This window comes from Streptosporangium sp. NPDC050284 (genome assembly GCF_044459525.1).
Taxonomy (GTDB): domain Bacteria; phylum Actinomycetota; class Actinomycetes; order Streptosporangiales; family Streptosporangiaceae; genus Streptosporangium.
The window spans coordinates 125,632-145,349 of record NZ_JBITIZ010000002.1 but is presented as its reverse complement, the minus strand read 5'-3'; the positions used below and the strand labels follow the sequence as shown (position 1 = coordinate 145,349).

The window sequence follows — 19,718 nt, the reverse complement described above, 5'->3', positions numbered from 1 at the left end:
CCGCCTCCGCGCCTCTCAGCGAGGAGCCGAGGTGGTGAGCCGGGCCAGGGCGCCGGTTTCGAGTGCCACCCACAGGGTGCCGTCAGGTCCGGCCGCGATGCCGTGCGGCTCCGATGCCGGGGTCGGCAACTCGTGCTCGTCGATCCGGCCGTCGGTGGTGATCCGACCGATCCGGCCGGCGCCGGATTCGGTGAACCACAGGGCGCCGTCGGCTCCCGCCGCGATTCCGAACGGCCCGGCACCCGGCGTCGGCAGCGGGAACGAGCCGATCTCCCCGGTCGTGGTGATCCGGCCGATCCGGTGGCTCTGATATTCGGTGAACCACAGGGCGCCGTCGGGGCCGGTGGCGATGACCGTCGGCCCGCACGACGCCGGGGCGAGCTGGTGGGAGCCGAGTTCACCGTCGAAGGTCATCCGGCCGATCCGGCCGTGATGGACCATCGTGAACCACAGGGCGCCGTCGGGGCCGACGGTGATCCCGTACGGCCCGGCGTCGGGGCCGGACACGGGAAACTCCTCGATCGATACGGTCAGGTCGTGTGGCATGAGAGAGGTTCTCCTTTGTCAGACGAATGTCAGGCGAAGAAGTGGTCGTCTTTGTCAGACGAGGCGGCCGTCGCGCATCTCGATCTCGGTGCCGGTGAACCGGCCGCGCAGCGCCCGGTCGTGCGAGACCACGACGAGGGCACCTCGATAGGCGGCGAGGGCCTCCTCCAACTCCTCGACGAGGGTGAGGGAGAGATGGTTGGTCGGCTCGTCGAGCAGCAGCAGGTCGGCCTCGCAGGTCAGCAGTCTGGCCAGGACGAGCCGCCGTTGCTGGCCGACCGACAGCGCCCCGGCCGGGGTCTGGAGGTCGCCGGGCTTGAACAGGCCCATCGACAGCAGCCGCGTGCGGTGTTCGTCCGGACAGCCCGGCCGGCCCTCGGCGAACGTGTCGAGGACGGTCAGTTCAGGCCGGGACGGGGGCGACTCCTGCGGCAGGTAGCCGACTCCTCCCCGGTGTCGCACGGTCCCGAGGTCGGGTTGGAGGTCACCGGCGAGGACGCGCAGGAAGGTCGACTTGCCCGCGCCGTTGGGGCCGTGGATCAGCAGCCGCTGTCCCGGTTCGACGCGGAAGGAGTCGACGGCGAGTCGGTCGCCCACCCGTACGGCGTCCAGCTCGGCGACCGGGCCTTCGGCCGCGCCGCTCCGGAAGAGCCCTTGGAACCGCAGGGGCTCCGGCGGCTTGGGCACCCGATCCTCCAGGAGACGGCGCAGGCGCTCCTGCGCCTGACGGATCCGGCCGGCGATCGAGCTCTGCACCCGGCCCGCGTCGCGGTCGTAGGCCGGCTTGTTGCGGTCCTTCATGGGGCGGCCGGGCGCGACACGGTACGCCGTGGTCGCCGCGAAGGTCTCCACCCGCCTGATCTCCTCGCGCCAGTCGGCGTAGGCCTGCTCCCATCGCCGCCGGGCCGCCGCCTGCTCGGCCAGGAACCCGGTGTAGCCGTTTCCGAACCTGGTGACTCCTCCGCCTTCGACCTCCAGGATCGCGGTGGCCACCCGGTCGAGGAAGAGGCGGTCGTGGGAGACGGCGACCACCGTGCCCCGGTGGGTGCGCAGTCGCTCTTCCAGCCAGGTCGTCGAGGGGGCGTCGAGGTGGTTGGTCGGCTCGTCGAGCAGGAGGACCTCGGGGGAGGCGGCGAGCAGGCAGGCCAGGCCGAGCCGGGCCTGCTCGCCGCCGGACAGGGTGCCCAGCGGGCGGTCGCGCGCGACGTGCCCGAGCCCGAGGCCGTGCAGGGTCTTGTCCACGCGGGCGTCCGCCTCGTAGCCGCCACGCGCCTCGTACGCGCTCAGCAGGTCACCGTACTCGGCGAGCCGGTCCTCGGTGAGGTCGTCCTCCAGCGCCCGCATCCGCCGCTCCATGGCGCGCAACTCCGCGAGCGCGGCGTCGACGGCATGCTGGACGGTCTGGTCGGCGGGTAGGTCGAGGCTCTGGCCGAGGTGGCCGATCCCGCCGTCGGCGGAGACGGTGATCTCGCCGTCGTCCGGGGCCTCGGCTCCGGAGATCAATCGCAGCAGGGTCGACTTGCCCGAGCCGTTCTCCCCGACGATCCCGGCGCGCTCGCCCGGCCTGACGGTGAAGGAGACGTCGTCAAGAAGCGGTCGTTCGCCGTACGTCTTGGAAATCCCGCGAAGGGTGAGTTGAGTTGACAGGACGGGCCTCCGGAACGGGATGTGGACGGGTCATCGCGATGCCGGGTGAGAGGTCCACGTCTGCTGCGCTCCTTGGGTTTGGCTTAACGCTACTGAGTTGTATTAAGTTGGAGTATGCCTGATGAGTCGTAGCACTCGCAACCGGAGGTGATCGTGACGCGAAGCGGGACCGTACGGCCCGGTGGGCGCACCGCGCGGGTACGCGAGGCCGTGCGCGAGGCCACCCTCGCCGAGCTGGCGGAGAAGGGATACGACCGGATGACCGTGGAGGGCGTCGCCCTGCGCGCCGGGGTGCACAAGACCACGGTCTACCGGCGCTGGGGCAGTGTGGAGGGGCTCGCCGCCGACGCGCTCGACCTGGCCGTGGCCGAACCGTGGCCGGTTCCCGACACCGGCACGATCGAGGGGGATCTACGCGAGCTCACCCGCCTGGTGCTGGACGGCTTCGCCGACCCCGAGATGGGGCCGGTGTCGACCGCGTTCGTCAGGGCCTCCGCACGCGATCCCGTCGTCGCGAGGGCACTGCGCGCGTTCTTCGCCGCCCGCCATGAGCAGTCGGCGCTCCTCGTCACCCGGGCGGTCGAGCGCGGTGAGCTGCCCGGGGACATCGACGCGGCCGACCTGATCCGCACCGCCGTCGCGCCGTTGTACTACCGGTTGTTCGTCAGCGGTGAGCCGGTGGACGAGCAGGTCGCCGACCGTGCCGCCGCAGCGGCCCTGGCGGCGGCCCGCGCCGGGGTGTTCCGTCCCCGGTGAACCGCCGCCCCCCACGGACAGCCTCTTCCGGGGCAAAAAGTCCGTCGGTCCGGGAGGCTACACTCTCGCCCCATGGGTATAGGCCGCATCCTCTATCTCAGCTTTGGTTGCATGGTGCTGTTCGTAGCCTTCTTGTTGGCCATGAACGAGGGGGACCCCGAGAACATGCAACGGGCTCAGGTCTTCGCGCTGGGGGCGATCGGGCTGATGGTCGCCGGCGCCGCCTGCGGAGCCGCCGAGCGCCGGACCGCTCGCGCCCCGCAGGTTCTCCAGCAGCCGATGGTTCCGCAGTCCTATCCGCCGCAGGGCCACGCCGTGCCGCAGGGGCACGACTTCCAGCAGGGCTACACCGCGCCGCAGGCGTACAACCCTCAGCAGGGCTACACCGCCCCCTATCCGCCCGGCCAGAACCGCTGAGACCCTGGAGCTGTCAGAACGACCGACGCGGCCACCGCCGACCACGCCCCGAGGCGGAAGAGGGGGCGCAGCCGGTGAAGACGGTGGCCGGCGGCTCACCGCCGGCTCGGGACAGCTCAGGGCGGGTCAGGACAAGGATTTTTTCAGGAAGTCGACCTGGAGGAGCAGCAGGTTCTCCGCCACGGTCTCCTGCGGGGTCATGTGGGTCACCCCCGACAGCGGCAGCACGTTGTGCGGGCGGCCCGCGGCCAGCAGGGCGGAGGACAGGCGCAGGGTGTGCGCGGCGACCACGTTGTCGTCGGCGAGGCCGTGGATCAGCAGCAGGGGACGGTCCAGCTTCTCGGCGTCGGCGAACAGCGACGAGGAGTCGTAGTGGCCCTCGTCCGGGTGGCCGAGGTAGCGCTCGGTGTAGCAGGTGTCGTACAGGCGCCAGTCGGTCACCGGGGCGCCGGCGACGGCCGCGTGGAACACGTCCGGGCGGCGGAGCACGGCGAGGGCGGCCAGATAACCGCCGAACGACCAGCCCCGGATGCCGACCCGCGACAGGTCCAGGTCGTCGGGGAACCGTGCGGCGGCGCCGTGCAGGGCGTCGATCTGGTCGTCCAGGATCGGGGTGGCCAGATCGTGCAGGACGGCCCGCTCGAACTCGGGGCCGCGCCCCGGGGTGCCGCGGCCGTCGGCGACGACCACCGCGAAGCCCTGGTCGGCGAACCACTGGCTGGTCAGGTGCGCTCCGCTCGCGGCCAGCACGCGCTGGGCGTGCGGTCCGCCGTACGGGTCCATCAGGACCGGCAGCCTCGCCGAGCCCGGCACGTGCCCGGCGGGCAGGAGTACGGCGGTGGCCAGGTCGCGCTCGCCCGCCTTGATCAGGGAGACCCGCAGGTCCAGGGTGGGACGTTCGGCGTGGGAGGTGATGTGGCCGCGGGGCGTGCCGTTGTGCAGGACGCGGGTGACCGAGCCCTCACTGCCGAGGGTCTGGCCGGTGATCACCAGGGTGCCGCCCGCGGTGTGGCCGCTGTAGACGCCGCCCTCGGTCGGGCTGACCAGGGTGATCTGGCCCCGCCGGTAGGCCCAGACGGCGATCTCGGTGGGCTCGCCGCTCGCGCGGAAGAGCACGGTCTCGCCGTCGATGTCGAGGATCTGGCGGACCTGGAGGGTGGGCGGCGTGACGGGGGAGTCGCCGACGATCAGGCGGTGGCCGCCCTCGGCGGTGGCGGCCCAGACGAGGCTGCCGTCGGACAGGTGGCCGGGAACGCCGGTGACGATGTCGACCCAGGCGGGGTCGGTGTCCTCGCGTACGAGCGTGGAGGTGCCGGTGGCGGGGTCGACGTCGAACAGCCGCATGGTCCGCTGGTCGCGCGTCATGGTGACGATCGAGAGGCCGTGGGCGTCCCAGCCGGCGTTGACGAGGTATTCGTCGTCGAAGGGCACCGGGACGCGGGCCCCGTTGAGAGTGAGGACGAAGAGCTCGACCCCGGCGTTGGGCGTACCGGCGGCGGGGTAGCGCTGCTCGGTGGCGGGGCGGGCCGGGTTGGCCGGGTCGGCGATGTGCCAGTGCTGCACCGGCGACTCGTCGGCCCGCTCGACCAGGATCGCGTCGCCGGACGGCGACCACCAGTAGCCCCGCATGCGGTCCATCTCCTCGGCGGCGATGAACTCGGCGAGGCCGTACGTCACGTCGGGAGACTCGGGACGGGCCAGCGCGTGGTCGACCTCGTCCTCCAGGTCCTGGATGTGGAACGCGCCGCCGGTCACGTAGCCGACATGGACGCCGGTGGGGGACATCCGGGGGTCGATCACCGGTCCGGAGGTCGTCAGCCGCCGTACGTGCCTGGTCTTCAGATCGACGACGTAGAGGCCCCCGGAGAGAGCGAACGCGGCGACGGTCACCGCGGAGTCGGTGCTGTATCCGACGATGCCCCCGGCCTGCTCCCTGCTCCGCTCGCGGCGCGCCCGCTCCTCGGGCGGCAGGTCCTCCTCGTCGGCCGCCAGCGCGCGAGGGTCGGCGATGAGCCGTTCCGTGCCGCTGAGGACGTCGTACTCCCACAGGCAGGTCACCGGGTCGAAGCCGCTTTTGGTCCGAAGGAAGACGACGCGGTCACCGCCCGGGGCGATCGTGAAGCCGCGCGGCACCCCGAGGGTGAATCGACGGGTTCTGGCGTGCAGGCGAGGGAAGCTCTCACTCATCAGGATCCTTCCGTGGAAACCCCCGGCTTTAGCCGTGGGGAGGAAGCGCAACGTCTGGTCAGACGTTGCGCTGGTTCTCGACATACCTCTTCACGATCTCCAGTGTCGCGCCGCCGACGGTGGCGACGAAGTAACTGTTGGTCCACAGGGTCGGCATCCGGGACTTGAGGTGCGGAAACTCGGTGCGCAGCAGGCGTGAGGATCGGCCCTTGATCTGCTTGACCAGCCGGTGGATGCCGTACTGCGGGTCGCAGGTGACCAGCAGGCGCACATGGTCGGGCATGGTTTCCAGTTCGGCTATGGGGGCGTCGCGTTCGACGCACACCTCGCGGATGATCTCTTTGAGCCGGGTGTCGACGTCACCCTTGATGACGTCCCGGCGATACTTCGGACACCAGACGACGTGGTAGGTGCAGCGGTACACGACGTTGTTGTTCGATCGGATCTCGTCCACGCTTTCGACTATACAGCTAGGGCCTGTATAGTGATCGGCGTGATCGAGACAGTGCGTTACACCTACCGCCTGCGGCCCGGCCGCCAGGCGCAGGCCGCACTGCTCGAAGAGTGGTCGCGCTGCCGGTGGCTGTGGAACGAGGCCGCACATCAGCAAAAGTCGGGCCGCAAGCCGACGTTCGGCAAACTGTCGAAGATGCTGACCGAGGCCCGCTCCCGGCTGTCTTGGCTGCGGGCCGGCTCGCAAGTGGCTCAGCAGCAGACGCTGCGTACCTACTGTGCTGCCCTGGACGCCTCGTTCAAGGTCAAGGGTCGTGGCCGTCCGAAGAAAAAACGCAAGAAGGACGCGCTGTTGAGCCTGGAGTACACCACCCGGGGTTTCTCGATCAAGAACGATCGGCTGTGCCTGCCCGGCAATGTGGCCGTCCCGGTCCTGTGGTCGCGCGACCTGCCGTCCGAACCGACCAGCGTCCGCGTCTACCAAGACAACCTCGGCCACTGGTACGCGTCCTTCGTGGTCCGCCGCGACCAGGTCGAACCTTCGGATGCGGACCTGCCGGGGATCGGTGTCGACTGGGGCGTGAAGGCCACCGCCACCACCACCGACCCGGCTTTCGACCTGCCGCACCTCGGCCACCGCAAGCGCTGCGCCGCCGAACTGGCCAAAGCCCAGCGCAAGATGGCCCGCCGCCGTCGGCCCAAAGGCCGCCCGGCGTCGAAGGGCTACCTGACCGCGAAACGGCAGGCAGCCCGGATCGCGAAAAAGGCAGCCCGGCAAAACACCCACGATGCCCGCGTCTGGGCCAAGAGCATCGTCGATCGCCACACGCTGATCGCCATCGAGGACTTCAAGCCGAAGTTCCTGGCCGGCACGTCCATGGCCCGCAAGGCCGCGGACGCCGCGATCGGCGCGTGCAAACGACAGTTGATCGAAAAGTGGCACGCGGGCGGGCCGGAAGGTGGTGCTGGTGCCGCCCGCCTACACCACGATGACCTGCTCCGAGTGCGGTGAGAGAGCCAATCTCCGCCTCGGATTGGGTGTACGGACTTTCGAGTGCGCGGCCTGCGGATACACCGCGGACCGTGACCTCAACGCCGCGAGGACGATCCTCGCCACGGCTGAACGCGACCGTGCCAGTGCCGACGACGTCAGACATCAGATCGCCTCCTTCCGGGACGGTGGATCAGGTGCAGTCTGAGCTGGGAAATCCCCCGGATTTATCCGTGGGGATGTCGTTAAACGAGCCATCTTGCCAGTTCCGCATCGAGTGCTTAGTTTTCCGAGGATCGGCGGGAAGGGAATTCGGAGGTTCTGGGCGATGCCCGGCATCGATACCCTCGGACGCATGACTGATCGGCGCCTCATGCTCGTACACGCCCACCCGGACGACGAGACGATCGGCAGCGGAGCCACCATGGCCAGGTACGCCGCCGAGGGGGCGCACGTCACGCTGGTGACCTGCACGCTGGGAGAGGAGGGCGAGGTCATTCCCCCGGAGCTGGCCCACCTGACCGCCGACCGCGACGACACCCTGGGCGGGCATCGCGTCGGAGAACTCGCCGCGGCCTGCGCGGCGCTCGGCGTCACCGACCACCGCTTCCTGGGCGGCCCCGGCCGCTGGAGGGACTCGGGCATGATGGGCGCCGCCTCCAACCACAGGGAGAACGCCTTCTGGCGGGCCGACCTGGACGAGGCGGCGGGCGAGCTCGCGAGGATCATCCGCGAGGTGCGGCCCCAGGTGCTCGTCACCTACGACGAGAACGGCTTCTACGGCCACCCCGACCACATCCAGGCCCACCGTGTCGCCTGGCGGGCCGTCGAGCTGGCCGCCGACCCCGGGTTCTCCGGTTCCGTGACCCGTTCGGGGGGCGCTTCCGTGTCCGGAGAAGCGCCTGGCGGAGACGAGCCGTGGCGGGTCGCGAAGTTCTACCACACCGCCGTCCCCAGATCCGTGCTGTACAGGAGCGAGGAGGCGATGCGCGAGAGCGGCACCCCCTTTCTCGTCGAGCCGGTCGACGACCTGCCGTTCGGTTGCGCGGACGGGGACGTCACCACCGAGATCGACGCCCGCGCCCACATCGGCAGGAAGACCGAGGCGTTGCGGGCGCACGCCACCCAGATCAGCGTGAGCCCGCCCTGGTTCGCCCTGTCCAACGACGTCGGCCAGGAACTCCTCGGCGTCGAGCACTTCATCCTCCGCTCCGGCGTACGGGGTCCCGCGGGCCTGGGAGCGCCGATCGAAATGGGCGGGCTCGGCGAGCCGTACGACCGTGAGGACGATCTCTTCGCCGGGATCCACTAGCCTCGATGCTTGTGATGGAGCAGGTCCCGGCTGTGCGCGCGCCCTCGGAGACGGTTGTCGCCGTGGCGACGAACGCCGTGCTCTTCGTGCTCGGACTGCTGCTGGGCGTTCTGGGGGGGTTCCAGCACTCCTGGTACATCAGGCCCGTCCCGGTCTCCGCCATCGTCTGCCTCGCCCTGCTGTTCGCGATCCCCTACGCGGCGGGCCGGATGACGCACGGCAAGTCCGCGGCCGTGGCGTTCGTGGCGGGCTGGGCGCTGATCACCATCATCTGGATCTCCGGACGGCCGGAGGGCGACCTGGTCATCGCCAACGACCTGTCCGGTTACCTTTACCTCTACGGAGGACTCGCGGCGGTCACGGTGGGGATCATGCTTTCGCCGTCGGCCATCCTGGGCGGGACGTGGCCGCCCACCCCGGACGGTTACCGTTCGGGTCCCGAATCCTCGCCGATACCGTCGGATTCCCAGCCTCCGCCCGGTTTCCCGCCCCCTCCCGGCTCCCAGACCCCACCCGCACCACCGGGCACGCCCGCTCCCTGACGCGCCCCCGCCCAGAGTCCCGGGGCGTCTGTCGCTCGCCGCCCTGATGGCGGACAATCCGGGTATGCGGCGGTTACATCGAGTACGGCGGACCCTCAACTACATCAACCTGTCCACACCGCTGGGGCTGCTCCTGGCACGTGTCGGCCGCGCCCAGGTGACGGCGGGGCCCGACGGGCTGCTCCTGGCGTACGGCTACCGCTTCGGGTTCCCGATCGCCTCGGCGTTCACCGTGGGGAACGTGGTGCTGACCAAGCACCCGGAGGGCTTCCTCACCGGTTCCCTGCTCAAGCATGAGGACCGGCACGCCTCCCAGTACATGTGCTGCGTGGGCCTGCCGATGCTCCCGCTCTACGTCGTCGCGGTGGTCGTCTCCATGATGATCTGCGGAAACCAGGCCTCGTGGAACCTTTTCGAGCGGCTGGCGAACCTGGAGGACGGCAACTACGCCCGAAGGTCGCCCTGGTGGCTCAACACCAGATCCCCACAAAAGGAATGAATCCCGCTGTGGGGGGATCTACAAGGGGTGAGCTGTCGATGACCGAAGGGGGCCGCCCATGTCGCAGACGTCCCACCCAGAAACCGCCTCCCACCTGTCCGTGGAAATCGACGGCCTCGTCGCGGAGCCCCCGCGGCGTCCCGGATGGTCGGCCCGCTTCGCCGCGCGACCGGCGCGCGCCCTCAGGAAACTGGGCCGCACCGCCGGCCGGGCGGTGCGGGATCGCCCCTCAGGACCGCGTACGGCCATGGCCGAGGCGGCATCCCGTTCCTCCATGCTCTCCGCTCCCTCGATGGCTTTCTCGACGGGAACCTCGACGGGAACGGAGTTCCCCGTACAGTCCGGGACATCCGGACGACCCGCGCCTCCGGTACGGCCCGCGCCGCCGAGGCGGCCGGAGCCCCTGCCGAGGCGGTCGTGGCCGGGTGGCTTCAGGGACCGGCTGACCTCGCCGATCCCGACGTTCCAGGAGTTGCTGGCGGTCGCCTGGCACGGCACGCTCCGGCCCGATGTCGGGGACGCGGACCGCATCCCGGTCCACAGGAACGGGCTCCCACGGCCGACGGGGACCGAGGCGGTCGTGACGTGGGTGGGGCACGCGACGTACGTGGTGCAGATCGGCGGGCTCACCATTCTCACGGATCCGGTCTGGGCGAGGAAGATCGTCGGTATTCACCGGCCCCGGCTCACCCCGCCCGGCGTCGCGTGGGCGGACCTGCCCAGGATCGACGCCGTGGTGATCAGCCACAACCACTACGACCACCTGGACGCGTGGACGGTGCGGCGGTTGCCGCGCAGCACGCCCGTCCTCGTACCGGCCGGGCTCAGGTCCTGGTTCACCCGGCGCGGGTTCCGTGACGTCACCGAGCTCGACTGGTGGGAGAGCACCCGGGTGGGTGATGTCCGCTTCGACTTCGTCCCCGCCCACCACTGGAGCCGCCGGTCGATCTGGGACACCTGCAAGACCCTCTGGGGCGGCTGGGTGATCGCCTCCGACGACCAGACGATCTACTTCGCCGGGGACAGCGCGTACGGTGAGCGCTTCGCGCAGATCGGGGCCCGCTACCCGGACGGCATCGACCTGGCCCTGATGCCGGTGGGGGCGTTCGAACCCCGCTGGTTCATGCAGGCGGCGCACGTCGATCCCGAACAGGCCGTGCGGGCGTGCCAGGACGTGGGGGCGCGCCGGATGGCGACCATGCACTGGGGCACGTTCGTCCTGTCGGGGGAGTCGCTCCTCGCGCCGGTGGAGGAGGCGAGGGTGGCCTGGGCAGAGGCCGGGCGGGACCGCGCCGACCTGTGGGACCTCGCCGTCGGTGAGTCCCGCGTCCTGACGCCCTGACAGCGGTTCGGGGAGGCGGGAGAAACGGGGATCCGGGCCGCGGGGGCTCACCCCGCGGCCCGGAAGCGGCCCGCGGCCGTCAGGAGGTGCCGGAGGGTGCGTCCCCGCCTCTCAGGGGTTGCTCGGTCAGGGGCTGAGCGTCAGGGTGTGGATGGCCGCCTTCTTGACGGCGTCCTGACCGGCCAGCATGGGGGTGGTCTCGCCGCGCGCCCACAGTGGCGCCTGGTCCCAGTAGTTGTCGTGGAACGCGTGGCCGGAGGCACCGGTCAGGTTGATCCATCGGGACTTGTCCGGGTTCGCCAGGTCCACCACCATCCGCATGGACGGCAGCCAGCTCACCGCGTAACCGTCCCGTACGTCCCACCCCGCCGCGTTGACGGCGTCGTCGCCGCCCGCCACCGGGAACGGACCCCGGTTGAACAGCCACTCGATCGGGCCGATCCCCGAGGTGCCGAAGGTCTGGTGGACGAGCTCCAGGGAGTGCAGGTCGCCCCAGCGCCAGTCCTTGACGTCCGGGCCGAGCAGGCCGTTCAGCTCGTCGTACGCCCTCGCCATCGCCCGTCGCAGCATGTCGTCGCGGGTCTCGGCGCGCGGGGTGGTCGTGTCGTTCCAGAACGCCTCGTCCGGCTTGTCGAGCATGACCCGTACGACCTCGAACCAGCGGTCGCCGCCCTGGGGCCAGGCGCCCTCGGGAAGATCGTCGTTGAAGGTCTCGATGAGCAGGTGCCGCCAGACGGCGTTGAAGTACATCGCGGGAGCGGACTCCGTGCCCTGCGCCTGGTCCCACCCGCGCAGCAGCTCGCGGGCGTCCTTGGCGGGCCCGGCCATCTCGACGTCGAGCAGCTTGGGCACCAGGAAGCGGGCGAAGCCGTTGTCGCTGTCCTGCTGCAACGCGCTCATCGCCGCCACGTCCACCTTGCCGCCGTCCTTCAGCGCCTCGCGGAGGCGCTGAAGGATGCGCTGGGAGCGGTATCCGTACGCCCAGTCCTTGGTGAGGTTGTACGGGTAGCGGTCGGGGTCGATGACCGCGTTGTTGGCGGTCACGATGTAGCCCTCCGGCGGGTTGTAGAGGCTGGGCAGCTCGTTGAAGGGGATCGTCGACTGCCAGGCGTACTCGCCGGTCCAGCCGGGCACCGGCCAGGTGCCGTCGCCGCGGGTCCGCACCGGGATCCGTCCGGGGGCCTGGTAGCCGATGTTGCCCTCGGTGTCGGCGTAGATCAGGTTCTGCGCGGGCACCTCGAATCTGCTCGCCGCCGCCCTGAACTCCTGCCAGTCCTGCGCGGTGTTCAGCGCGAAGATCGCGTCGGCGGTCCTGCCGGGCTCCAGGGCGGTCCACTTGAGCGCGACCGCGTCGCCCTTCTCCTCGAAGACCGCGTCCATGCCGGGCAGCGTGTCCTTCGCGCTCTCCAGGACGTCGGAGATGATCGGCCCGTGCATGGTGTCGCGCACCGTGAGCCGTACGTCGTCGCCCCCGGCCACCTTGATCGTCTCGGTCCTGGTGGTCATCGGCTTCCACTCGCCCATGAGCAGGTACGAATCATCCTTGATCCGCTCCAGGTAGAGGTCGGCGACGTCCGGGCCGAGGTTGGTGAAGCCCCATGCGATCTTGTCGTTGCGGCCGATGACCACGCCGGGCACGCCGGAGAAGGTGAATCCGGTGACGTCGAACGGGCACTCGGGGCTCTTGACGCGGCAGTGCAGCCCGGCCTGGTACCAGACCGAGGGCATGCCCGGCCCCAGGTGGGGGTCGTTGGCGAGGATTGGTTTGCCCGACTCGGTGTGCTCGCCGCCGACCACCCAGGAGTTCGAGCCGATGCCCCTGCCGCCCGCCGGGTCGCCCATCAGGCTCGGCACCGCGCGGATGGCCTCGGCCGCCCGGGTCAGCGCCCCGGTGGCGGGCGCCACCCCTGACGGCTCGGGCTCGGCGCTCTTCGGCTCCTCGTCCTGGCGGAACCCGCGCTCGCCGACCGAGCCCCGGGTGACGATCGGCTGGTTGGTCTCGTACGGGTAGTCGGGCCAGAGCTGCTCCACCCGGCCGCGCGGCAGCCTGCTCGCCGCGAGCGCCCGGCCGATCTCGTCGGTCATGTTGGAGCGCAGGTCCCAGGCCATCGCCTTGAGCCAGGCGAGCGAGTCGGCCGGGGTCCACGGCTCCGGCCGGTAGTCCGGGCTGGTCGCCCGCAGCAGCACGTACTCCAGGCTCCTGTCGGCGAAGCCGTCGTTCCGCTTCATCCAGGCGTTCACCCCGCCCGCGTAGGCGTTCAGGTAGCGCCGGGTCCGCTCGTCGAGCAGGGGGAGTTCCTTCTCGGCCACCTTCCGCCAGCCCATGGTCCTGATGACCCTGTCCTCGGTCAGCGTCGCCGAGCCGAACATCTCCGAGAGCCGTCCCGCGGTGACGTGGCGGCGGAAGTCCATCTCGAAGAAGCGGTCCTGGGCGTGGACGTAGCCCTGGGAGAGAAAGAGGTCCTCTGGGGAGTCTGCGTATATGTGCGGGATGCCCGTCTTATCGCGATATACGGTGACTTTCCCCTTCAAGCCGTCCACCTTGAGCTCGCCTTCGAGCTGTGGGAAGGACGCTCGCACGCTCCATACGCCCGCTCCGGCGAGCAGCAGCCCGAGCACCAGAAGAACGGTGAGCACCCGCGCCAGCCACGTGAGTGGGCGGGGCATCCAGGCGTACGGGCGGAACCTCACAAAAACCTCCTAGGCGACATGCTTCCGCAAGTGTGGCACCACCCCCATGGGGTCGGCACCGACGTCAGGGCGAAGATGCGCGTATGAGACTTTTGCTACCGACCTGGTCAACGCCCACGGCACGGTGGCCGCGAGCCGTCTGACCCGGTTCCGCTCGTACGACCCGAACCCTCAGGAGCGGGCCGGGACGCCGGTCAGATCGGGCCGATCCCCCAGTGGTGGACGGCGCGGTCGCCGGGGGCGAGCCTGATGACGTCCTCACCGCTGCGGAAGGCGTTCGGCGGGCAGGTCATCGGCTCCACCGCGAGCCCCAGACGGCGGTGGCCCTCCGGCAGGGTGTCACCGGTGTAGAGCTGGAGCCACTCGATCCCCTCGCCCGCCCACAGCTCGACCCCGGTCCCGTCGGGGGCCGCCAGCGTGACCCGCACCCGGCCGTCGGCGCCGCGCTCCAGGCCGGTGAACGCGGTGTCGAGCTCCGTCCCGCCGATCGGGCGGGGGACCCGGAAGTCGTACTCGGTGCCCTCGACGTCGTGGCGGCCGGTGGGGATCTTCCGATCGTTCACCGCGATCCACTGGGCTGCGGGGAGCTCCAGGAGGGCGTCGTCGAGGGCGCAGAGGGTGCCGAGGGACAGGTAGGGATGGGCTCCGAAGCCGTACGGCGCGTCGGTGGCGCCGACGTTCTCCACGCTCACCTCGACCTCCAGGCCGGCCGCACTCAGCGCGTACCGGACGGAGAGGTCAAGGACGTGCGGGTAGCCGAGCTGGGGGAACAGCCGCATCCCCAGCCGGATCGAGTTGTCGTCGTGGAAGAGGACCGTCCAGGGGAACGACCGGGAGAAGCCGTGGATCGCGTTGCCGGTCTTGGGCTCGCTCAGCGCGAGCTGCCGCTCCTCGCCGTCGAACGTGTAGCGGCCGTCCTCGACCCTGTTCGGCCAGGGAAGCAGCGGCAGCCCCGCCCCGCCGAGCGGGGGCTCGTCCTCGGGAAAATCGATGACGAGCGGGCGGTCGTCCAGGGTGAGACTCCGTAGCCCTGCTCCGAGCTCGGTGACGACGGCCTGGAAACCGCCGTCCGAGATGGTGTGTTGGGCCCCTGTGGGCGCGATGTTTTTCACCCGGTAATTCAACACCTTTGCCCCCACCCCCCATCCACCACCGCGCCACCTGAAGGAGGGCGGCGGCCATAGAGCCGCCATCCGCCGTTTCGTCATCGCCCATCTGGACGCCGCTGCCCGCTCGGGCAGCCTGGCCGTGAGCGTTCTGGATGAGTCCTGGTTCATGGGCCTGCGTTCCGCGTAATTCGGAGCGGCTAGAGCTCGAAACTGGCATCTGAAATGGGAAAACATACGGAGACACGCCGAGTGGGCATGTCTCTAGGAGTTCGAGCGCGAGTCCGAGGTCACAAGGGGGTGGCGAGCTCGATGATCTGCTGAGGCGGGGTGATGCCGAACCATTTGTGGGCTTGCCGGTGGCGGCATCGCATGTCTCCTTGACTTCAGAAGAAAGTCATGGCCGTCAGGTTAGGCCTGCTCGTTCCAGCCAGTTCCTGCAGCGGATAAACCGGGTCGCCATGCAGGATCTCCATATGGAGTCGCTGGAGTTGTTGGCTCGGATCAATTCCCATCTCCTCACGGAGGCGATGGCTGATAGAAGTGTATGCCGCCAGTGCCTCAACCTGCCGCCCCGAACGGAAAAGCGCAAGCATAAGCTGCCACCACAGTCGTTCTCTGAAAGGATGCTTGGTGGTCAATGAACTAAGGCTGGTGATGAGATTGCTATCGATCCAGCCTAAGCCGAGACAGAGGTCATTGTGCCGTTCAAACGTCCAAAGGAGTTCGTCGGTGAGTTTCGGTGCGGAGTCTCGGATTATGGGATCGGCCTGCAGGTTGGAGAGAATCGGACCGCGCCACAAGGTGAGTGCCTCGGCTAGGCCGGTGACCTCGGCGCCGAAGTCCCCGGCTCGGCCCGCGTCGCGAGCCCCGGTCACCAAGCGGCGGAAGCGGATCAGATCGAGACTCTCCTGGTCGATCTCTATCGCATAACCGGACGATGCCGTTCGGATTGCAGGTGACGTTCCCTTTCCGAAACTGCATAAAGTCTGACGGAGGCGAGTTACGCACGTATGTAGGGCGCCACGCGGCTCCCGTGGCAGGTCGTCGTCCCAGAGGCGGGCGATGAGCTCTTCGGCGGGAACGACCTTGTTGGCGTCTAGTAGAAGCGATGCCAGAAGCGTTCGCCTTTTCCCGGAGGGCAAAACTATAGATTGTCCGTGCAGAGTGACTTCGAACGGCCCTAGGAGGAGGAACATAATTTCCTTGTTTGCGGAGGAGGTCTTCGGCAAGGAATCTGATCGCATGATCGCATGATCGCATTTCCTTTCGGCGTTTGTCTAGCATCATTTAAGCAAAGAAAAGTGGTTGTGCATAACCTCCAATCTGAGTGAGCATTTAACATTTGCATTGCGTGTGGAATTGTTGGCTAAGAGTAAACAGCGAAGACCTGGACCGGCTGTCCGCGCGTCTCGGGCTGTGCCCGGAGAGCGCGGAACGGTTAGGGGTCCCGGCGTGTGATGGCGACGGATGCGGCTGCCAGCGCGAGCGCGATGTAGCCGAGCAGCACCAGCACCGCCCCCGCTGGCGGCAGCCACGCGTCCGAGATCCGGCCCGGCAGCAGGTTGGAGGCCATCGGCAGGGTGAGCGAGCCGATCCGCTCGTTCCAGGGGGCAGGCAGCAGCGAGATCAGTGCTGGAACCACGAACAGCAGGGCGAAGATCGCGATAAACCCGCCAGCCGACGAGCGCAGCACGGTCCCCACCCCTAGCCCTACCAGCCCCATCACCATGCAACTGAACCCGGCGCCGAGTACGGTGGCTAGGGCATACGGCGACGCGAGCGTTACACCGATGCCGCGGGTGCCGAGCACGGCCTGGCTGATGAAGAAGATGGCGAACGAGCTGACCTGGCCGGCGGCGAGCGATACCACTCCGACTACCACCGCCTTCGCCATTAACAGGCTGCGTCGCTGTGGCACGGTAGTGAGCGTCATACGCAGCATGCCCGTGGTGCTCTCCGAGGTGATGGCGAGGATGCCAAAGGCGGCTAACACCAAGTAAGTCACCTGGAGCGCGGTCCCACCCGCCGCCGACGGGTCGAACCCGGAGCGGCCCTGTTCGGACAATCGCTCCCAGGAACTGGCGGCGCTCAGGGCTAGCCCGCCGCCGAGCACGATCGGCAGCGGCAGCACCGCCAGCAGATAGTACGTCGAGCGCAACGAGCGGATCTTGAGCCACTCCGCCGCGACCAGGTCCCAGATCAACCGGGTGCGGGAGGGTTCCAGAGTGCGGCCATCCGGCTCGATGAGGCTGCTCGCGATATAGGTGTCACCGGTCTTCATGCCTGCCGTCGTCCCGTCCTGTGGTCGGTGCTGCTTTCGGTGAGTTCGATGAACGCCTCTTCCAGCGACGCGCTGCGCGGCGTGATCTCGTACAGCGGGATGCTGTGCGCGGTGGCCAACTCGGAGATCCACGCGTTGTCGAGCGCGGGAGTGCGGGTGGCGTCGCGCTGACCGCCGCTGATGGCCAGCCCGCCTCCCGGTTCGGGGCGCACCACGGCGCCGTGCGCGAGCAGTAGCCGCTTCAGTTCATCCTCCCGCGGGCTGCGCACTAGCACGTCCCGGTGAAACCGTACGAGGAGCTCGTCGATGGTCGCTTCAGTGATGAGCCGGCCGCGTCCGATGATGATGACTCGGTCCGCGGTCAGTGCCGTTTCGCTCATCACGTGGCTTGAGATGAAGACCGTTCGACCCTCGCCCGCTAGCGTGCGCAGCAGCCCGCGGATCCACCGGATGCCTTCGGGGTCGAGCCCGTTGATCGGCTCGTCGAGGATGAGCACCCCGGGATCACCAAGCAAAGCCGCGGCAATTCCCAGCCGCTGCCGCATGCCGAGCGAGAAACCGCCCACCCTCCGGTGCGCCACATCCGCTAGGCCGACCTGGTCCAGCACCGCGGCCACCCGTCGGCGGCCGATGCCATTGGTGCGGGCCAGCACGGACAGATGATGGTACGCTGAGCGGCCGGTGTGGGCGGCGTCCGCGTCCAGCAACGCGCCGACGGAGTAGAGCGGACGGACCAGCGACCGGTAGGGTCGGCCGCCGATGAGGGCCTCGCCTGAGGTAGGGGTGACCAGGCCGAGCACCGCACGCATAGTGGTCGACTTCCCCGCGCCGTTCGGGCCAAGGAACCCTGTCACCAGACCCGGCATCACATGGATGGACAGGTTGTCGACGGCAGTCCTGGACCCGTGGCGCTTGGTCAGGTTCCGTACTTCAATCATGTCTCCACGATGGCGAAACACTGGCTCGAAGTCATCGAGCCCAGGTCTGGACCTCTCCGCCCTGGGGTGGAGGCCGCGGCCTCCACCCCAGGGCGGATGCTCTACGGCCGGGCGGTACGTAAGGTGATCGCATGGATGGCCTCCGTCCGCTGATGGCTTCGCGCTTACGCCGCCACCATCTGTTCGCCTTCGATGTAGTGCTGGCTGTCCCGATTGGCCTGGTGGCGCTCGAACGGGTGGCCATGCCGCCGTACGGCTGGCTGTTCGGGGCCGGGCTAGGGCTGGCCGCCGCGCTGCGTCGGCTTTGGCCGCTGCCCACGCTCGCCTTGGTGCTGACCATCGCGGCCGCCGGGGTGTGGGCCGGCGCGCTGATCAACCCGTGGCTGGCGTGGGCGTTCGTGCTCTACACGGTCGGGCTGATCACCTCGGGCCTGCCCGCCTACCTGGGCCTCGTGGCCAGCCTGGTCGCCGCCGCCGCTCTGGTGCCTATTTCGCACGAGCCCAACCTTGTGGGCAGCTTCGGGCTGATCGGGCTGAGCTGGCTGACCATGGCCGCCGCCTGGCTGCTCGGCCTGACCGTCCGGGAACGGCGGACCGGCGCGGCCAGGATCGCCGAACAGCGGGCCCGCCTCGCTGTGGCCGAGGAGCGGGTCCGTATCGCCCGAGAGCTGCACGACATCGTCGCCCACAGCCTCAGCCTGATCGCCATGAAATCTGGCGTCGCGGTGCACATGGCCGGGGAGCGCCCCGGCGAGGCCGTCGCGGCGCTGGAAGTGATCCAGGCGACCAGTCGCGCCGCGCTCGACGAAATGCGCCGCATGGTGGGCGTGCTGCGCTCGGCCAGCGCCGACGACCCAGGAGACTCCCCGCTGACCCCCGTTCCCGGACTGGCTGGCCTAGAGACTTTGGCCGGTCAGGCACGGGAGGCGGGTTTGCAGATCACCCTGAACCATGACGGCGGGCAGGACCTGCCGCGCGGCATCGAGAGTGCGGTCTTCCGCATCGTGCAGGAGTCCCTCACTAACGTGATCAAGCACGCGACGGACGGCACGGGGGAGCGCGTGTCCTGCGCAGTCTCGGTCGCAGTGACACCTCGGGAGGTTCTCGTCGAGGTGGTCGACAACGGGAAAGGCGGTAAGGTCACGACCGCCAGGGCGGGCGGGCACGGCCTCATCGGTATGCGTGAACGTGTCTTGCTCCAGGATGGTGACTTCACCGCCGGCCCGCAGGAACAGGGCGGATTCCGGGTCGCGGCCAGATTGCCGTACCGCTCGTAACAGGGGATGGAGGGTCATGACCGAGCGCATCCGGGTGCTTATCGCCGACGACCAGGTGCTGCTCCGCGGCAGCCTTCGCATGCTGCTCGAATCGGTGCCCGACATTGAGGTCGTGGGCGAGGCCGGGACAGGTGGCGAGGTGCTGAAGCTGCTGCTGCGGCAGGTCCCAGACGTGATCCTAATGGACGTGCAGATGCCGGACATGGACGGTATCGAGGCCACCCGTCAGGTCTGCGCCAGCCGGGAGAGCAGCGCGCGGGTGCTCGTCCTGACCACCTTCGACATGGACGAATACGTCTACGGTGCGCTCCGGGCGGGAGCCAGCGGTTTCATCCTCAAGGACACGCCGCCCGCAGACCTGCTTGCCGCGATCCGGGTCGTGGCGGGCGGGGACGCCCTCATCTCGCCCGTGGTCACGCGGCGGCTCATCGCCGAGTTCGTCCGGCACCCGGGACCCGCGACCGCCTCGGCCCGCGGCCGCGCCCTCCCCGGTGTCACCGAGCGAGAGCGAGAGGTGCTGCTGCATGTCGCCCGCGGTCTGTCCAACACCGAGATCGCCCGCCAACTCCAGGTCAGCCTGGCCACAGTGAAGACCCACATTGGCAGCCTGCTGGCGAAACTCGGCGCAAGGGACAGAGCCCAGCTTGTCATCACCGCTTACGAGGCTGGCCTGGTCGAAGCGAACTTCCGCAAACACGGCTAACCCCGCCCGGCGTCTCGGTTTACGGCC

Annotated in this window: 19 protein-coding genes; 10 read left to right on the top strand and 9 right to left on the bottom strand. The window is 69.1% G+C overall.

Features of this window, described 5'->3' with window-relative positions:
* Positions 1–15 precede the first annotated feature (15 nt).
* On the bottom strand, positions 16–546 hold the full coding sequence (locus tag ACIBH4_RS05030) for a hypothetical protein (RefSeq protein ID WP_362509691.1): 531 nt from the start codon (positions 544–546) through the stop codon (positions 16–18).
* Positions 547–600: 54 nt separating this feature from the next.
* A complete protein-coding gene (gene abc-f, locus ACIBH4_RS05025) occupies positions 601–2,214 on the bottom strand; it encodes a ribosomal protection-like ABC-F family protein (protein ID WP_362764162.1) in 1,614 nt (537 codons plus the stop codon).
* A gap of 132 nt (positions 2,215–2,346) precedes the next feature.
* Here abc-f and ACIBH4_RS05020 point away from each other — a divergent pair, with 132 nt between their 5' ends.
* Both ACIBH4_RS05020 and ACIBH4_RS05015 read left to right on the top strand, forming a co-directional pair.
* Positions 2,347–2,949 carry a TetR/AcrR family transcriptional regulator gene (locus ACIBH4_RS05020; protein ID WP_362764090.1) on the top strand — a complete coding sequence of 201 codons (603 nt, stop codon included), beginning with the start codon at positions 2,347–2,349 and terminating at the stop codon, positions 2,947–2,949.
* Between the two features lie 111 nt (positions 2,950–3,060).
* Complete coding sequence (locus ACIBH4_RS05015) at positions 3,061–3,366, top strand: hypothetical protein (protein ID WP_362509697.1); 306 nt, start codon at positions 3,061–3,063, stop codon at positions 3,364–3,366.
* Positions 3,367–3,492: 126 nt separating this feature from the next.
* Here ACIBH4_RS05015 and ACIBH4_RS05010 read toward each other — a convergent pair whose 3' ends face one another.
* Both ACIBH4_RS05010 and tnpA read right to left on the bottom strand, forming a co-directional pair.
* Positions 3,493–5,553, bottom strand: coding sequence for a prolyl oligopeptidase family serine peptidase (locus tag ACIBH4_RS05010; protein ID WP_362764093.1), 2,061 nt, complete (start codon positions 5,551–5,553; stop codon positions 3,493–3,495).
* A gap of 58 nt (positions 5,554–5,611) precedes the next feature.
* A complete protein-coding gene (gene tnpA / locus ACIBH4_RS05005) occupies positions 5,612–6,007 on the bottom strand; it encodes an IS200/IS605 family transposase (protein ID WP_362509703.1) in 396 nt (131 codons plus the stop codon).
* Between the two features lie 39 nt (positions 6,008–6,046).
* Between tnpA and ACIBH4_RS05000 the strand changes: the two genes are divergently transcribed.
* From ACIBH4_RS05000 to ACIBH4_RS04975, 6 genes are all read left to right on the top strand, one after another.
* Entirely contained in the window at positions 6,047–7,018 is a 972-nt protein-coding gene (locus ACIBH4_RS05000) for a transposase (RefSeq protein WP_362509706.1), read from the top strand.
* Complete coding sequence (locus ACIBH4_RS04995) at positions 6,996–7,205, top strand: zinc ribbon domain-containing protein (protein WP_362510061.1); 210 nt, start codon at positions 6,996–6,998, stop codon at positions 7,203–7,205. Before ACIBH4_RS05000 ends, ACIBH4_RS04995 begins: the two co-directional genes overlap by 23 nt.
* Positions 7,206–7,352: 147 nt before the next feature.
* Complete coding sequence (mshB, locus tag ACIBH4_RS04990) at positions 7,353–8,309, top strand: N-acetyl-1-D-myo-inositol-2-amino-2-deoxy-alpha-D-glucopyranoside deacetylase (RefSeq protein WP_362509709.1); 957 nt, start codon at positions 7,353–7,355, stop codon at positions 8,307–8,309.
* A 5-nt stretch (positions 8,310–8,314) separates the two neighbouring features.
* On the top strand, positions 8,315–8,851 hold the full coding sequence (locus tag ACIBH4_RS04985; protein ID WP_362764096.1) for a DUF6113 family protein: 537 nt from the start codon (positions 8,315–8,317) through the stop codon (positions 8,849–8,851).
* A 64-nt stretch (positions 8,852–8,915) separates the two neighbouring features.
* The gene (locus tag ACIBH4_RS04980) at positions 8,916–9,350 is read left to right on the top strand and encodes a hypothetical protein (RefSeq protein WP_362764099.1); all 435 of its coding nucleotides are present in this window, start codon (positions 8,916–8,918) and stop codon (positions 9,348–9,350) included.
* A gap of 58 nt (positions 9,351–9,408) precedes the next feature.
* Complete coding sequence (locus ACIBH4_RS04975; protein ID WP_362764102.1) at positions 9,409–10,692, top strand: MBL fold metallo-hydrolase; 1,284 nt, start codon at positions 9,409–9,411, stop codon at positions 10,690–10,692.
* A 126-nt stretch (positions 10,693–10,818) separates the two neighbouring features.
* Here ACIBH4_RS04975 and ACIBH4_RS04970 read toward each other — a convergent pair whose 3' ends face one another.
* The 5 genes from ACIBH4_RS04970 to ACIBH4_RS04950 all read right to left on the bottom strand — a co-directional run bounded on the left by ACIBH4_RS04970 (position 10,819) and on the right by ACIBH4_RS04950 (position 17,711).
* The gene (locus ACIBH4_RS04970) at positions 10,819–13,359 is read right to left on the bottom strand and encodes a penicillin acylase family protein (protein ID WP_362764165.1); all 2,541 of its coding nucleotides are present in this window, start codon (positions 13,357–13,359) and stop codon (positions 10,819–10,821) included.
* Between the two features lie 218 nt (positions 13,360–13,577).
* Positions 13,578–14,495, bottom strand: a complete 918-nt coding sequence (locus ACIBH4_RS04965; RefSeq protein WP_362509720.1) for an aldose 1-epimerase family protein — start codon at positions 14,493–14,495, stop codon at positions 13,578–13,580.
* A 380-nt stretch (positions 14,496–14,875) separates the two neighbouring features.
* Entirely contained in the window at positions 14,876–15,736 is an 861-nt protein-coding gene (locus tag ACIBH4_RS04960; RefSeq protein WP_362509723.1) for an AfsR/SARP family transcriptional regulator, read from the bottom strand.
* A gap of 194 nt (positions 15,737–15,930) precedes the next feature.
* Positions 15,931–16,773 carry an ABC transporter permease gene (locus ACIBH4_RS04955; protein ID WP_362509726.1) on the bottom strand — a complete coding sequence of 281 codons (843 nt, stop codon included), beginning with the start codon at positions 16,771–16,773 and terminating at the stop codon, positions 15,931–15,933.
* A complete protein-coding gene (locus ACIBH4_RS04950) occupies positions 16,770–17,711 on the bottom strand; it encodes an ATP-binding cassette domain-containing protein (RefSeq protein WP_362509729.1) in 942 nt (313 codons plus the stop codon). Before ACIBH4_RS04950 ends, ACIBH4_RS04955 begins: the two co-directional genes overlap by 4 nt.
* Positions 17,712–17,842: 131 nt before the next feature.
* Here ACIBH4_RS04950 and ACIBH4_RS04945 point away from each other — a divergent pair, with 131 nt between their 5' ends.
* Together ACIBH4_RS04945 and ACIBH4_RS04940 are read left to right on the top strand one after the other, a co-directional pair.
* Complete coding sequence (locus tag ACIBH4_RS04945; protein ID WP_362509732.1) at positions 17,843–18,988, top strand: sensor histidine kinase; 1,146 nt, start codon at positions 17,843–17,845, stop codon at positions 18,986–18,988.
* Between the two features lie 16 nt (positions 18,989–19,004).
* On the top strand, positions 19,005–19,691 hold the full coding sequence (locus ACIBH4_RS04940) for a response regulator transcription factor (protein WP_362509735.1): 687 nt from the start codon (positions 19,005–19,007) through the stop codon (positions 19,689–19,691).
* Positions 19,692–19,718: the final 27 nt, after the last annotated feature.

Excerpts from the sequence above, each read along its gene's own strand:
- ACIBH4_RS04985 (WP_362764096.1), top strand. The coding sequence starts at position 8,315 with ATGCTTGTGATGGAGCAGGTCCCGGCTGTGCGCGCGCCCTCGGAGACG.
- ACIBH4_RS04940 (WP_362509735.1), top strand. The coding sequence starts at position 19,005 with ATGACCGAGCGCATCCGGGTGCTTATCGCCGACGACCAGGTGCTGCTC.
- ACIBH4_RS04995 (WP_362510061.1), top strand. The coding sequence starts at position 6,996 with ATGACCTGCTCCGAGTGCGGTGAGAGAGCCAATCTCCGCCTCGGATTG.
- ACIBH4_RS04950 (WP_362509729.1), bottom strand. The coding sequence starts at position 17,711 with ATGATTGAAGTACGGAACCTGACCAAGCGCCACGGGTCCAGGACTGCC.
- ACIBH4_RS05030 (WP_362509691.1), bottom strand. The coding sequence starts at position 546 with ATGCCACACGACCTGACCGTATCGATCGAGGAGTTTCCCGTGTCCGGC.
- mshB (WP_362509709.1), top strand. The coding sequence starts at position 7,353 with ATGACTGATCGGCGCCTCATGCTCGTACACGCCCACCCGGACGACGAG.
- ACIBH4_RS04960 (WP_362509723.1), bottom strand. The coding sequence starts at position 15,736 with ATGCGATCAGATTCCTTGCCGAAGACCTCCTCCGCAAACAAGGAAATT.
- ACIBH4_RS04970 (WP_362764165.1), bottom strand. The coding sequence starts at position 13,359 with ATGCCCCGCCCACTCACGTGGCTGGCGCGGGTGCTCACCGTTCTTCTG.
- ACIBH4_RS04945 (WP_362509732.1), top strand. The coding sequence starts at position 17,843 with ATGGATGGCCTCCGTCCGCTGATGGCTTCGCGCTTACGCCGCCACCAT.
- ACIBH4_RS04955 (WP_362509726.1), bottom strand. The coding sequence starts at position 16,773 with ATGAAGACCGGTGACACCTATATCGCGAGCAGCCTCATCGAGCCGGAT.
- ACIBH4_RS04980 (WP_362764099.1), top strand. The coding sequence starts at position 8,916 with ATGCGGCGGTTACATCGAGTACGGCGGACCCTCAACTACATCAACCTG.
- ACIBH4_RS05010 (WP_362764093.1), bottom strand. The coding sequence starts at position 5,553 with ATGAGTGAGAGCTTCCCTCGCCTGCACGCCAGAACCCGTCGATTCACC.
- ACIBH4_RS04975 (WP_362764102.1), top strand. The coding sequence starts at position 9,409 with ATGTCGCAGACGTCCCACCCAGAAACCGCCTCCCACCTGTCCGTGGAA.
- ACIBH4_RS05015 (WP_362509697.1), top strand. The coding sequence starts at position 3,061 with ATGGTGCTGTTCGTAGCCTTCTTGTTGGCCATGAACGAGGGGGACCCC.